The following is a 12,210-nucleotide window of genomic DNA, read 5'->3' as shown; positions in this document are numbered from 1 at the left end:
TCCACAAAGTCAGGCGGCATCCGAGGCGGGCGGCAAGGTACCGGTGCCAGTGCCGGTTTCGGCGAGCAGGGCGAGCGTGCGCTCCGCCTCCTCCGGGTCAAGCTTGGACAGGGCGTAGCCGACATGCACGATGACGTAGTCGCCCACCGTCACCCCCTCGACCAGCGCCAGGGAGCAGGCGACCTTCACCCCGCCAAGGCTGACGGTGGCGCGGTCGTCCTCCAGAAGCTCGATCACGCGGGCGGGAACGGCGAGGCACATGGGAGTGGTCCTTCCTCAAGCAAACTCTGCATGGCGACCCAGGCCTGTCCCAGGCTGAGCCCGCCGTCGTTGGCCGGTGCCTGGCGCGGCAGCAGCGCGGTGACGCCGCGCGCCGCGAAGCTGGCGATCAGCCCCTCCGCCAGCACGGCGTTCACCAGGCAACCGCCGGACAGGGCGATGCGGTCGAGGCCGCGCGCCGCCAGCTCCGGCATGGCCCAAGCGACCAGCGCCGCGGCCAGGGTGCCATGGAACCGGTCGGCCCCTTCCTGCGCATTGATCTGCAACAAACTTTCCAGGAGGGGGGTGAGGTCCAGCACGCCGCCATCGATCCGCCAGCCGCCCTCCAGCACCGTGGGGCAGCGCACCAGCGATTCCAGGGCCATCGGCGCCTCACCCTCGAAACCGGCGACGGCGCGAATCCCCAGCAGGCCGCAGGCAGCGTCGAACCAGCGCCCGCAGGAGCTGGTGGGCGGCGCGTTGACGCCGGCCTCGATCATCCGCCGCACGCCGTCCGCCGGCCCGCAGGCGGCGAAGCGCCCGGCGATCTCCGCGCCGCGCCCCATGCGGGCCAGCGCCGCCGCTGCCATGCGCCAGGGCTGGCGCGCCGCGACATCGCCGCCCGGCTGGGTCAGCGGCGCCAGATGGCCGAGGCGCGTGAAGCCGGCGCCCTCCGCCAGCAGCATCTCCCCGCCCCAGGACCTGCCGTCTGCCCCGATCCCGAACCCGTCCAGCGCCAGCCCCAGCGCCGGGCCGTCCACACCGTGTTCGGCCAGCACCGCGGCGATGTGGGCGTGGTGATGCTGCACCGGCAGAGTCGGCAGGCCGAGCGATTCGGCGAAGCAGGTGCTCTGGAAATCGGGGTGGAGGTCGTGGGCGACGGCCACCGGCTCCACCGCCAGGATGCGGCGCAGATGGGCGACGCTCTCCTCAAGGAACGCCAGGGTCGCCGCGTTGTCGAGGTCGCCGATGTGCTGGCTGAGGAAGGCTTCGTTCCCGCGGGTCAGGCAAACGGTGGCCTTCAGGTGCCCGCCGACCGCTAGCACCGACGGTCCGGAGCGCGGCAGACGAATGGGCGCTGGCGCATGGCCGCGCCCCCGCCGCAGGAACGCCGGCGCGCCCGCCACCATCCGCATCACGCTGTCGTCGGTGCGGATCAGGATGTCGCGGTCATGATCGACGATCAGGTCGGCGATGCCGCCCAGCCGTTGCCGGGCTTCGTCGTTGCCGATGGCGAGCGGTTCGCCGCCGGGGTTGGCGGAGGTCATGACCAGGGCAAGGTCCTGCGGCCGCTCCAGCCACGCCGTGCCGTCGGGGCGTCCGGCGGCCTCGTGGAACAGCAGATGATGGATCGGCGTGTAGGGAAGCATGACGCCCAGCCAGGCGAGGCCGGGGGCGATGGCGTCGGGAAGTGTCGGGGAGGGTGACGCTTGCCCCCTCCCTAACCCTCCCCCGCTGCGCAGGGGAGGGGACTCACGCCGCCGCAACAGCACCACCGGCCGCGCCACCCCCTCCAGCAGCGTCCGCTCCGCCGTGCCCGCCTCCACGAACCGCTCGGCGGACGCGACGTTGGCGACCATCAGGGCGAAGGGCTTGCCGTTGCGTTGCTTAAGCGCGCGCAGCCGCTCCACCGCCGCCGCGTCGAAGGCGTCGCAGGCGAGGTGGAAGCCGCCCAGCCCCTTGATGGCGACGATCCGTCCGCCGCGCAGCGCGGCCAGCACCTCCTCGATGGAGTGGGACAGGCGTGGGCCGCAGGCCGGGCAAGCGGTCGGCTGCGCGTGGAAGCGGCGGTCGGCGGGGTCGGCGTATTCGGCGGCGCAGGCCGGGCAGAGCGGAAAGCCCGCCATGGCGGTCTGCGGCCGGTCGTAGGGCAGGGCGCGCGTGATGGTGAAGCGCGGCCCGCAATGGGTGCAGTTGAGGAACGGATAGCGGTGGCGCCGGTCCGCCGGGTCGAACAGCTCGGCCAGACAGGCCGGGCAGACGGTGGCGTCGGGGGCGACCCCGGTGGTCACCGCTCCGTGCCGCGACGCCAGGATGGCGAAACCCGCCTCGTCGGGGCGGATGGGGCAATCTTCCGCTTCGACCGCGTCGATCCGCGCCAGCGGTGGGGCGTCCTTCGCGAGCGCCGTCAAAAAGCGCTCCAGAGTCTCGCCCTGCACCTCCGCCAGCACCCCGGCCCCGTCGTTCAGCACCCAACCGGTCAGGGCGAGGTGGTGCGCCAGCCCATGCAGGAAGGGCCGGAAGCCGACCCCCTGCACCTGCCCGCGGACCCGGAGGCGAAGCCGTTTCACCGCGCGGCAACCGCCACGCCCGCGCCGATCATCAACGTGCCGGCGCCCTGGTTCAGCGCCTTCATGGCCCGCTCGCTGCGGAACAGATGACGGGCGCGCGACGCCGCCATGGCGTAGGCCAGCAGGACGGCGCTCAACACGCCCACCACGATGCCGGCCATCAGCACGGCGTCGGTGGCGGAGACGCGGGTCAGATCCACGAAGGCCGGGAGAAAGGCCATGTAGAACAGGATGGTCTTCGGGTTGGAAAGGGTCAGGGCCAACCCGCTTGCGAAGCCCCGCAACTGCGCGCCTTCGGCCTCCGGCGGGTTTCCACCGAGGGTGACGGGCGCGCGCCACGTGCGGACGCCCAGCCAGATCAGGTAACCCGCGGCGGCGAAGCGCAGCAGGGTGAACAGCTCCTCGAAGGCGTGGGCGACGGCGGCCAGCCCACCGAGGGCGAGCGCCAGCAGCACGAGGTCGCCCGCCACCATTCCGGCGAGGAAGCCCAGATTGCGCCGCCAGCCCAGGGCGAGGGAGCGGGCGACCACGGCGAAAATGCCGGGTCCGGGGGTTGCCATGAAATACAGGCAGGCCGCGGCCATCAGAAGGAAATCGGCGGGGCTCATGCGCCGCGTCCCGCCACCGCTCTCGCAAGCCCCTCCTCGATCCAGCCGTACCAGTCATCGAGCCCCTGGCCGGCGGTCGCGGACACCTCGATCACGCGCAGGTTGGGCTTCAACTGGCGGGCGTAGGCGATCATGCGCGCCACGTCGAAGGTCAAATGCGGCAGCAGGTCGACCTTGTTGACCAGCAGCAGGTCGGCGCCGGCGAACATCGCCGGGTACTTCAAGGGCTTGTCCTCCCCCTCCGTCACCGAGAGCACGACGACCTTGTGCGCCTCGCCGAGGTCGAAACCGGCCGGGCAGACGAGGTTGCCGACATTCTCGATGAACAGGACGCTGCCCGCCTCCACCGGCAGGCGCCCCACCGCCTGGGTGACCATCTGGGCGTCGAGATGGCAGCCCTTGCCTGTGTTGACCTGGATGGCCGGCGTGCCGGTGGCGCGGATGCGGTCGGCGTCGAAGGAGGTCTGCTGGTCGCCCTCGATCACCGCCATCGGGAACCGCCCCTTCAGGTCGGTCAGCGTGCGGGTCAGCAGGGTCGTCTTGCCCGATCCTGGGCTGGACATCAGGTTCAGCACGAACACGCCCTTCGCCGCGAACAGCTGCCGGTTCACCGCGGCGAAGCTATCGTTCTTGGCGAGGATGTTCTGTTCGATGGCGACCAGCCGGGTCTGCGACATCCCCGGAACCTCCGTCCCCGCCGGACCGCGGCCGAGGTCGATGGTGCCGTGGTCATGCCCATGGTCATGGCCGTGATCATCGCAGTGCGTGTGCCGGTAGATCTTGCCGTCCGGGCCGACATGCTCGTGGCTGTGGTCATGGTGATGGTGATCATGATCGTGATGATGGTCGTGACCATGGTGGTGGTGATGGCCGTGCGCGTGGCCGGCTTCTATTTTGGTTTCCCCTTCGGCGCAGCCGCAGACCGTGCACATCACTCCACCTCCAGTTCCTTGACGCGCATTTCCTCACCGCCGGTCACCATCAGCTGGTGGCCGCCGCATTCCGGGCAGGGGGCCGACCGCTCGGGCAGCGGGACCGGCTTCTCGCAGGACAGGCAGAAGGCCTGACCCGGCGGGCGTTCAATGTCCAGAACGGCGCCCTCCGCGATGGTGCCGCGGCTGACCGCGTCGAAGCCGAAGGCGATGGCCTCCGGTTCGACGTGGGACAGGGTGCCGATGACCAGCCGCACCGTCTTCACCGTCGTGAAGCCCTGGGCCGCGGCCTGATCGCGGATCACGTCGATGATGCCCTGGCTGAGCGCCAACTCGTGCATGGGTCAGTCCTCGTCCTGAATCGTGATGGCGGCGGCCACGCAGGGATCGAGTGCGGCCACCAGCAGGCCAGCACGCTCGGCCAGACCCGCGTCGGCCGCGGTGCCGGCCAAGCCCTGGGCCAGAGGTCCGTCCGCGGCAAAATTCCATTCGGTCGGCGCTGCGATGCGATAATCGGCGATACGACCGTCCTCAAGCCGCAGCCAGTGGGCAAGCCGCCCGCGGGCTGTCTCCACAACGCCGCTTCCCGCGCCGCGGCGCGTGGCGTCGGCTTCGGCATCGGGGACCAGCTCGGCGTCGTTCAGGCGCTCCACCCACGATGCCAAACGCTCCGCCAGTTCCGCCAGTTCCGCCAGCTCCACCAGCCGGGCGGCGGCATGAGCGGCGAGACCGGAGCCGTGCCGGGCCAGCAACGCGGCGACCAGCGGATGCGCGGTGCGGCGGGCCAGCGGTCCGGTGTGGGCCGGGGCATTGTCCTGCCGGGGGTTCTCGGAGAACGCCGCGTCGGCGGACAGCCGCTCCCCGAACCAGCCTGCCGGATGCGGCTCCAGCGCCGCCACGCCGCAGGCGCCGAAACCGGCCATGCCCGGCGCCAGGAGGCGACGCGTCAGCCGGGCCGCCGGCGTCGCACCGGCACCGGCCCAGCGCTCCAACGCCGCCCCGTCGGTGGGAGCCGGGCCGGCGAAGACAGCGCGCTCCACCCCTTCGCGCAGAGCCGCGATGGCGGCGGTCAGGGCGGCGCGGTCGGGCCGCAGCGAGCCGCCGCCGAGGTGCAGCCCGTCGCGGGCCGGGTAGAGCGCGGGATGGATCGCCGCGGCCGCGGCGCGCAGGCCCGCCAACTCCTTGGGCTGCGGCGCTTCGCCGAGCCGCGCCGGCCAGTCCATCAGAACTTGCCAGGCGTGGTTCGTCGCGGCTTCCGCCTCGGCCAGCAGGGCGCGGGCGGTGGTGTGCGGGTGGGCGTCGAGACCGAGCGCACCCTCAAGAGCCTCAAGCGCGGCCAGCGACTGGGCGGTGCCGCACAGGCTGAACAACAGCGGCACGAGGCGCATCGCCTCGTCGGGCGTGCGTCCGCACAGGGCGCGGGCGGCGGCGGGACGGCGGACCTGCACCGATACGGCGCGCACCCGCCCGTCGGCGGTCCGCAGCCACACCGACACGACGCCCTCCAGCCCGGCGCCCGTTCCGCTCATTGTCGCGCTCTCCCGAACAGGGAGCGGCGGGACAGGGCGGGCTTGGTCACCTCTCTGTTGCTTGCCTCCGGCTGATCGGGCTGCGGCGCAGGTTGTGGCTCCCGCATCAGATGGTCGAGCGCCAGGACAGCGGCGGCGCGGGCGTCCTTCTGGTCGCTGAACACGTTCATGGCCGAGGCGAGCGGGATCACCGCCAGCGTTCCCAGGACGCCTACCCGCGCCGCGGTGAAGCGGTAGGCGCCGGAGGGCAGCTCGATCTCCAGCTTGTCACCGTCGCGCCGATCCGCCCACAGGGCCGGATCGCGCGGGATCAGCACGGCGTTGAGGAACCAGGGGGCGATGACGCAGCCGATCCAGCCCGGCCCGTGGAGGCGGAATCCCAGCGCTTCCACCACCAGGGCGGCGTTGCAGATGGGAACGCCGGCCATATCGCGCTCCGCGATCAGGCGGTAGCTGGCGGTCAGGGCGGCGACACGCGCGTCCATCGCATCGCCGCCGGGCGGCGCCGAAACGGTGAAGCCATGCTGCGGGCCGCCGCAACCCGGGCAGCGCCAATAGTCGGGCAGACCGCCGAAGGGCGTTCCCGGCGGCACCTCCCGCCCCGGATCGCCCGCCGTGGGGTCGTAGACGGTGCCGCAGGCCGCGCAGGCGGGGCGCGCGTCGGCGGCGAAACCCGCCTCGGGGCCACCGGGAGTCATGCGGTGGCCTTTTCCATGAGGTCGGCGAACAGGTGGTCCACATTCTCCCCCTTCGCCGCCAGCAGGATGGCGTCCAGCGCGCGGTTCAGCGGCTCCACCTCCTCGACTTCCAGCGGGCGGACGGCGCGGTCGAGATGGACGAGGACCCAGCCGCCTTCCGGGACCTCGTCGATCAGCATGACGTTGACGCGCCGTTCCTCGCCCCGGCCGGCGCAGCGCGCGGTGAAGCCGTCGGTTTCCAGGACCTGCATCGGAATGCCGAGACACATGCGCGCGCCCTCACGCGGGGAAGCCAACTCATCGGGATGATGTCAGTTCGACTGCGGCATCTTGACCGGGGGTTGAATCCGCACATTGATGTGCGTCAAACATGCGGTCCGACGTAATTTCATGGCGCTCCGCCATTTCCAATCGGAACGGTTCTGCTAAAGTGGCGACCGCTTCGCGCGCGATGGGGTAGGGGTCGGTCGTGCGCCGCTCAACGATACAGCAGGGGTTTTCACGGATGAAACGTTTCGCTCTCGCGTCGGTCACCGCGGCGGCGGCCCTGGCCGCGCTGCCCAACGCGGCGCTCGCCCACACCTTCGGCGCCCGCGACGCCGGGTTCGTCCATGGGTTCATGCACCCGGTCGGTGGCTGGGATCACCTGCTGGCCATGGTCGCCGTCGGCCTGTGGGCCGCGCAGCGCGGCGGCAAGGCCCTGTGGGCGCTGCCGGTGGCCTTCGTCGGCGCGATGATCGGCGGCGGCCTGCTGGGTCTGGCCGGCATCGACCTGCCGCAGGTCGAGCTTGGCATCGTCCTGTCCGTGGTCGCCCTGGGCGCCCTGATCGCCCTGCAGTCCCGCCTGCCGCTGCTGGCCTCCGCCGGTGTGGTCGCCCTGTTCGCCGTGTTCCACGGCCATGCCCATGGCGCCGAGATGCCGGAGGCGGCGCAGCCGCTGCTCTACGGCCTGGGCTTCGCCCTGTCGACCGCGCTGCTGCACGGTGCCGGCATCGGTGCCGCCCTGTCGCTGCGCCGTCTGGTGGAAGGCCGCAAGAGCGCCCTGGCGCTTCGCGGCACGGGTGCGGTGGTCGGCTTGGCCGGCGTGGCGCTGCTCGCGCTGGGCTGACCCGGGACGCCTCCCAGGACACCCGATTCGGCATCGAAGGCTCGGCGGAGCGCTCCGCCGGGCCTTTTCCTTGTCCAGATCTTTGCGGATTCCGGTAAGGAATCCAGGTGTTTGGCGGCGTGCGCGCAGCACTCTTCCCCCGCGCGGCGCGGACGGCCATGCTGGGCGCCGACCGTCCTGAAGGGGAACCACGCCGATGACACCGCCGACCTTCGCCTCCCTGCGCAACGCCCTGCTCGCCCTGGCCGTTGCTCTTCCTGCCGGTGCCGTGGTGGCTCCTGCCGTGCCGGCCCTCGCGGAGGTTCCGGGCCAGCAGCGAACCCAGGCGCCGGGCTTCTACCGCATGGCCATCGGCGACTTCGAGGTCACCGCTCTGTATGACGGTTTCATCGACCTCGACCGCAAGATCCTCAGCGGCGCCAGCGCCGACGACATCCAGGGCCTGCTCGCCCGGATGTTCCTGGCCGACGCGCCGAGCGTCCAGACGGCGGTGAACGCCTATCTGGTGCACACCGGCACGAACCTTGTCCTGGTGGACACTGGGACGGCCAAGGCCTTCGGCCCGGCGCTGGGCTTCATCGCCGACAACATCCGCGCCGCCGGTTACAACCCGGAACAGGTTGACACGGTTCTGCTGACCCACCTGCACCCGGACCACGCCAACGGCCTGCTGCGTCCGGACGGCGCCATGCTGTTCCCCAACGCAACGGTCCATGTCGCCAAGGCCGACGCCGATTTCTGGCTGAGCGAGGAGGTGGCGGCCAAGGCCCCGGCGGACAGCCAGCCCTTCTTCGCCATGGCCCGCGCGGCGGTGGCGCCCTACGCGGCGGCGGGCAAGCTGAAACCCTACCAGCCCGGCGACAGCCTCGTGCCGGGCGTGGAGTCGGTGGCGGCCTACGGCCACACGCCGGGGCACAGCGGTTACCTGTTCACGTCGGGGGAGCGCAGCATCCTGATGTGGGGTGATGTCGTGCACAGCCACTCGGTGCAGTTCGCCCGCCCGGAGGTCGTCATCGAGTTCGACGCCGACAAGGAGCAGGCCATCGCCTCCCGCAAGAAGATCTTCGCCGACGCCGCGGCGCAGAAGCTGTGGGTGGCCGGCGCCCATCTGCCCTTCCCCGGCATCGGACACGTCCGCACCGAAGGCAAGGGCTACGCCTGGGTCCCGGTGGAGTTCGGCCCGATCCGCGCCGACCGCTGAGGATTGGCCGACCGCTGAGGATTGATCGTGATTGCCACGCTCAGATCCGGGGCGTGGCGGTCACGCCGAGGCGGGCCAACTCTTCGACGATCATCGTCACCATCCGCGGGATCACCGCCTCGATCTCCGGCGACATCATCAGGCCGGTGCCGAGCGCCATCGGCACGCAGCCGACCACCGTCACGCTCTCCGGCGCCTCGTCCTGCAGGCGCAGCGAGGCCAACAGGTCGCTGAGGCCGAGCTGGTGGGGCGACAGCTTGCCCTTGAAATAGGCCGGAACCTCGTCGCCGCGCAGCACGGTCAGGCTGGCCGGCGGCGCGCCGGTCTTCACCGCGTCCACCGCGATCAGGTGCTTGTGGCTGGCGATCAGGTCCAGCATGTCCATGCCGCAGGTGCCGCCATCCACCACGCTGACGTGATCGGGCACGCTCCAGGCGGCGTCGAACGCCTCCATGGCGCGCACGCCCACCCCTTCGTCCATCAGGAGGATGTTGCCGAGGCCGAGGACGAGGATGGACATGGGCGTGGACATGGGACGCGCGCTCCGTTCGTAGATTTTGAAACAGCAGGATGAAACGGGACCGGCGCCGGGCGCCGTGAACTGGATCAATCGACCGGCGTGGGGGACGCGAAAAGCCCCTCCTCCCTGGGGAAGAGGGGCTTTCGGCCGGTCGGAAGGTTTGGATCAAACGACCTTCACCTGATAGTGCGACTTGGTTTCCGTGTCGGTCAGGTGCACGGCGCAGGCCAGGCACGGGTCGAAGCTGTGCAGGGTGCGGATGATCTCCAGCGGCTGGTCGGCGACCGCCACCGGGTTGTCGATCAGGGCCGCCTCGTAGGCCGAGATGTTCCCGTCCTCGTCGCGCGGGCCGGCGTTCCAGGTGGTCGGCACGACCGCCTGGTAGTTCTTGATCTTGCCGTTCTCGATCACGACCCAGTGCGAGAGCATGCCGCGCGGCGCCTCGTGGAACCCGAAGCCGCGGATCTCGCCCTTCGGGAACACCGGCTTGTTGAAGGTCTTGGTGTCGCCCTTCGCGATGTTCTCCATCAGCAGTTTCCACTGGTTCTGCAACTCCTCGTGCAGAACCACGCAGCGCACCGCGCGGGCGGCGTGGCGGCCGATGGTGGAGTGCAGCGCGTCGACGCCGACCTTGCTGCCGAGATGGCCCGACACGGCGTCGAGCACCGCGTTGACCCAGAACTGCGTGCGCTGGTGGCCCGAAGCGTACATGCCCAGAACGTTGGCCAGCGGGCCGACCTGGGCGCGCTTGTCGTAGAAGGTCGGCGACTTGATCCAGCTGTACTTGCCGTCGTCCTGCCAGTCGGTGAAGTTCGGGATCGTCTCGCCGTCATAGGGGTGCAGGGGACCCTTGCCGCCCTGGTACCAGGAATGCTTCACGCTTTCCTTCACGCCCTTCTCGAAGTACGGGTCGTGGAAGTCCTTGATCGGGGTGAACTTGGCGAGGTCGCCGCCGTCGATGTAGCCGGCGGGCAGGGCGAAGGTGGTGCCCTTGGTGTCCAGCGGCATGTCCGGGATGGACAGGTAATTCACCACGCCGCGGCCATACTGCGTCCAGTCGGCGTAGAAGGCGCCGATGGCCGCCACGTCGGGGATGTAGACCTGGGTGATGAAGTCGCCCACCTCGTCGATCAGCTGCTTGATGTACATCAGCTTTTCGAGCGTCAGGGTGGACTGGCTGTCCATGTTGATCGGGTTGGTGACGCCGCCCACCGCCATGTTCTGGATGTGCGGGGTCTTGGAGCCGAGGATCGCCACCACCTTGTTCATGCGCCGCTGGTAGTCGAGCGCCTGGAGGTAGTGGGACGCCGCCATCAGGTTGGCTTCCGGCGTCAGCTTCATCGCCGGATGGCCCCAATAGCCCGAGCCGAAGATGCCGAGCTGGCCGGAATTGATGAAGGCCTGCAGCTTCTTCTGCGCGGTGGTGAATTCCTGCGTGCTGTTCTTCGGCCAGCCGGAGATCGACTGGGCCAGCTTGGCGGTCGCCGCCGGATCGGCCTTCAGAGCCGAGACGATGTCCACGAAGTCGAGCGCGGACAGGTGATAGAAATGGACGATGTGATCGTGGACGTTGTGGGCGCCCTGGATCATGTTGCGGATGTACTGGGCGTTGAGCGGCACCTCCAGCTTCAGCGCGTTCTCCACCGCGCGGACGGAGGTGATGGCGTGCACCGTGGTGCAGACGCCGCAGATGCGCTGGGCGAAGACCCAGGCGTCGCGCGGGTCCTTGCCCTGGAGGATCAGTTCGATGCCGCGCCACATCTGGCCCGACGCCCAGGCGTTGGTGACCTTGCCGCCGTCCACTTCGCAATCGACCCGCAGATGACCCTCGATGCGGGTGACCGGATCTACAACAACTCGCTGAGCCATAATGAAACTCTCCTAAACTCAGCCGTGCTCGGGATGGACGGCGTGCATGACGGGCAGCTTCTTCACGAAGAGGAGATACAGCGCGATCTCCAGCGCGAAGACGCCGACGGTGACCATGATTTCCTTGACCGAGGGGAAGTAGTGCCAAGGGCCGACCGACGGCGTGAAGCCGATGAGATAGACGTTCAGGCGGTAGAGGATGCCCGCCGCCAGCAGGAGCGAGGCCGCCAGGAACAGCGCCCGCGACCGGTTGCGGTTGGCCTTGGGGATCAGCAGCGCAAGGCCGGAAATCATCAACACCATTTCCGCGATGAACCAGCCGGACTGCGGGCCGCCGAAGATCTGGCCGATCTGGCCGCGCACGATCAGGTCGACGAAGCGCAGCACGACGAACAGCGAGGCGACGACCAGCATCAGGTCCGACAGCTTCGACAGCACCGGCGTCTCCATCGGGCGGCGGAAGTTCAGCGAGGCCATGACCGATTCCCACACCACGATGGCGAAGCCCATCAGGATGGCGGTCAGCAGGAAGAAGACCGGCAGCATCTGCGACTGCCACAGCGGCGACAGCTTGTGCCCGACGATGACCATCATGGTGCCGAGCGACGACTGGTGCATCGTCGGCAGCAGGACGCCCAGCGCGATGAAGACCCACAGCACCTTGTTCAGCTTGGCGCGCAGCCCCTCGATCCCGAAGCGCTCCAGGAAGGCCGGGGCGAACTCCACCACCAGCACCAGCGTGTAGGTCGCCACGCACAGGCCGACCTCCAGCATCACGGAGTTCGGCTGCGCGTACCACGGCAGCATCATGTGGTAGAAGTTCCAGTAGCGGCCCAGATCGACCAGCACCGCCAGACCGGCGAGGCCGTAGCCGAACAGGCTGGCCAGCACCGCCGGACGGACCAGCGGGTGGTACTCGCCGCGGTTCAGGATGTAGCAGAGCAGCGCGATGACGTAGCCGGCGCAGCCGAAGGCCGAGCCGATCACCACGTCGATGGCCACCCAGATGCCCCAGGGATAGCCGTCGTTCAGGTTCGACGCGGCGGCCAGCCCCTGCGTGTAGCGCTGGAACAGGATGACGCCGGCGATGGCGACCAGGGCGGCGCAGATCAGGAAGGGAAGGGTGAGGACCCGGCCGCCGAGCGGCTGATGCTCATGCCCATGATGCTCTTTAACGTGCGAAGACATGGCGCGGC

General features: G+C 69.7%; 13 protein-coding genes. 2 read left to right on the top strand and 11 right to left on the bottom strand.

All coding sequences use genetic code 11. The annotated features are described in order from the left end of the window. Positions 1 to 9: 9 nt before the first annotated feature. Genes H1Q64_RS19155 through H1Q64_RS19120 form a run of 8 tightly spaced genes read right to left on the bottom strand, consistent with a single transcriptional unit; the run spans position 10 to position 6,585 of the window. On the bottom strand, positions 10 to 261 hold the full coding sequence (locus tag H1Q64_RS19155) for a HypC/HybG/HupF family hydrogenase formation chaperone (protein WP_237905175.1): 252 nt from the start codon (positions 259 to 261) through the stop codon (positions 10 to 12). Then, complete coding sequence (gene hypF, locus H1Q64_RS19150) at positions 234 to 2,549, bottom strand: carbamoyltransferase HypF (protein WP_237905174.1); 2,316 nt, start codon at positions 2,547 to 2,549, stop codon at positions 234 to 236. The genes H1Q64_RS19155 and hypF overlap by 28 nt, the downstream gene beginning before the upstream one ends. After that, positions 2,546 to 3,157, bottom strand: a complete 612-nt coding sequence (locus H1Q64_RS19145) for a LysE family translocator (protein WP_237905173.1) — start codon at positions 3,155 to 3,157, stop codon at positions 2,546 to 2,548. The genes hypF and H1Q64_RS19145 overlap by 4 nt, the downstream gene beginning before the upstream one ends. After that, positions 3,154 to 4,089, bottom strand: a complete 936-nt coding sequence (hypB, locus tag H1Q64_RS19140; protein WP_237905172.1) for a hydrogenase nickel incorporation protein HypB — start codon at positions 4,087 to 4,089, stop codon at positions 3,154 to 3,156. The genes H1Q64_RS19145 and hypB overlap by 4 nt, the downstream gene beginning before the upstream one ends. Further along, positions 4,089 to 4,430, bottom strand: coding sequence for a hydrogenase maturation nickel metallochaperone HypA (gene hypA, locus H1Q64_RS19135; RefSeq protein ID WP_035678638.1), 342 nt, complete (start codon positions 4,428 to 4,430; stop codon positions 4,089 to 4,091). Before hypA ends, hypB begins: the two co-directional genes overlap by 1 nt. A gap of 3 nt (positions 4,431 to 4,433) precedes the next feature. After that, entirely contained in the window at positions 4,434 to 5,618 is a 1,185-nt protein-coding gene (locus H1Q64_RS19130; RefSeq protein ID WP_237905171.1) for a nickel-dependent hydrogenase large subunit, read from the bottom strand. Next, positions 5,615 to 6,316 (bottom strand): [NiFe]-hydrogenase assembly chaperone HybE, encoded by a 702-nt coding sequence (gene hybE / locus H1Q64_RS19125; RefSeq protein WP_237905170.1) that lies wholly within the window; start codon positions 6,314 to 6,316, stop codon positions 5,615 to 5,617. Before hybE ends, H1Q64_RS19130 begins: the two co-directional genes overlap by 4 nt. Then, on the bottom strand, positions 6,313 to 6,585 hold the full coding sequence (locus H1Q64_RS19120; protein ID WP_237905169.1) for a HypC/HybG/HupF family hydrogenase formation chaperone: 273 nt from the start codon (positions 6,583 to 6,585) through the stop codon (positions 6,313 to 6,315). Before H1Q64_RS19120 ends, hybE begins: the two co-directional genes overlap by 4 nt. Positions 6,586 to 6,821: 236 nt before the next feature. On the opposite strand from H1Q64_RS19120, the gene H1Q64_RS19115 reads away from it, so the two are divergent. Continuing rightward, the gene (locus H1Q64_RS19115) at positions 6,822 to 7,424 is read left to right on the top strand and encodes a HupE/UreJ family protein (protein WP_237905168.1); all 603 of its coding nucleotides are present in this window, start codon (positions 6,822 to 6,824) and stop codon (positions 7,422 to 7,424) included. A 196-nt stretch (positions 7,425 to 7,620) separates the two neighbouring features. After that, positions 7,621 to 8,625, top strand: a complete 1,005-nt coding sequence (locus H1Q64_RS19110) for an MBL fold metallo-hydrolase (protein WP_237905167.1) — start codon at positions 7,621 to 7,623, stop codon at positions 8,623 to 8,625. Between the two features lie 40 nt (positions 8,626 to 8,665). On the opposite strand, the gene H1Q64_RS19105 is transcribed toward H1Q64_RS19110, so the two are convergent. The 3 genes from H1Q64_RS19105 to hybB all read right to left on the bottom strand — a co-directional run bounded on the left by H1Q64_RS19105 (position 8,666) and on the right by hybB (position 12,202). Then, positions 8,666 to 9,157, bottom strand: a complete 492-nt coding sequence (locus H1Q64_RS19105; protein ID WP_237905166.1) for a HyaD/HybD family hydrogenase maturation endopeptidase — start codon at positions 9,155 to 9,157, stop codon at positions 8,666 to 8,668. A 153-nt stretch (positions 9,158 to 9,310) separates the two neighbouring features. Beyond that, positions 9,311 to 11,014 carry a nickel-dependent hydrogenase large subunit gene (locus H1Q64_RS19100; protein ID WP_237905165.1) on the bottom strand — a complete coding sequence of 568 codons (1,704 nt, stop codon included), beginning with the start codon at positions 11,012 to 11,014 and terminating at the stop codon, positions 9,311 to 9,313. Positions 11,015 to 11,032: 18 nt separating this feature from the next. Then, positions 11,033 to 12,202: a Ni/Fe-hydrogenase cytochrome b subunit gene (gene hybB / locus H1Q64_RS19095; RefSeq protein ID WP_237905164.1), complete on the bottom strand. Its 1,170-nt coding sequence runs from the start codon at positions 12,200 to 12,202 to the stop codon at positions 11,033 to 11,035. Positions 12,203 to 12,210: the final 8 nt, after the last annotated feature.

Source organism: Azospirillum brasilense, from assembly GCF_022023855.1.
Classification (GTDB): Bacteria; Pseudomonadota; Alphaproteobacteria; order Azospirillales; family Azospirillaceae; genus Azospirillum; species Azospirillum brasilense_F.
The sequence above is the reverse complement of the archived record's forward strand: the minus strand, read 5'-3'. Positions and strand labels throughout refer to the sequence as shown.

Coding starts and splice junctions, on each gene's coding strand:
- H1Q64_RS19115 (WP_237905168.1), top strand. CDS start 6,822: ATGAAACGTTTCGCTCTCGCGTCGGTCACCGCGGCGGCGGCCCTGGCC.
- hybB (WP_237905164.1), bottom strand. CDS start 12,202: ATGTCTTCGCACGTTAAAGAGCATCATGGGCATGAGCATCAGCCGCTC.
- hypA (WP_035678638.1), bottom strand. CDS start 4,430: ATGCACGAGTTGGCGCTCAGCCAGGGCATCATCGACGTGATCCGCGAT.
- H1Q64_RS19155 (WP_237905175.1), bottom strand. CDS start 261: ATGTGCCTCGCCGTTCCCGCCCGCGTGATCGAGCTTCTGGAGGACGAC.
- H1Q64_RS19130 (WP_237905171.1), bottom strand. CDS start 5,618: ATGAGCGGAACGGGCGCCGGGCTGGAGGGCGTCGTGTCGGTGTGGCTG.
- H1Q64_RS19100 (WP_237905165.1), bottom strand. CDS start 11,014: ATGGCTCAGCGAGTTGTTGTAGATCCGGTCACCCGCATCGAGGGTCAT.
- hybE (WP_237905170.1), bottom strand. CDS start 6,316: ATGACTCCCGGTGGCCCCGAGGCGGGTTTCGCCGCCGACGCGCGCCCC.
- H1Q64_RS19105 (WP_237905166.1), bottom strand. CDS start 9,157: ATGTCCACGCCCATGTCCATCCTCGTCCTCGGCCTCGGCAACATCCTC.
- hypB (WP_237905172.1), bottom strand. CDS start 4,089: ATGTGCACGGTCTGCGGCTGCGCCGAAGGGGAAACCAAAATAGAAGCC.
- H1Q64_RS19110 (WP_237905167.1), top strand. CDS start 7,621: ATGACACCGCCGACCTTCGCCTCCCTGCGCAACGCCCTGCTCGCCCTG.
- H1Q64_RS19145 (WP_237905173.1), bottom strand. CDS start 3,157: ATGAGCCCCGCCGATTTCCTTCTGATGGCCGCGGCCTGCCTGTATTTC.
- H1Q64_RS19120 (WP_237905169.1), bottom strand. CDS start 6,585: ATGTGTCTCGGCATTCCGATGCAGGTCCTGGAAACCGACGGCTTCACC.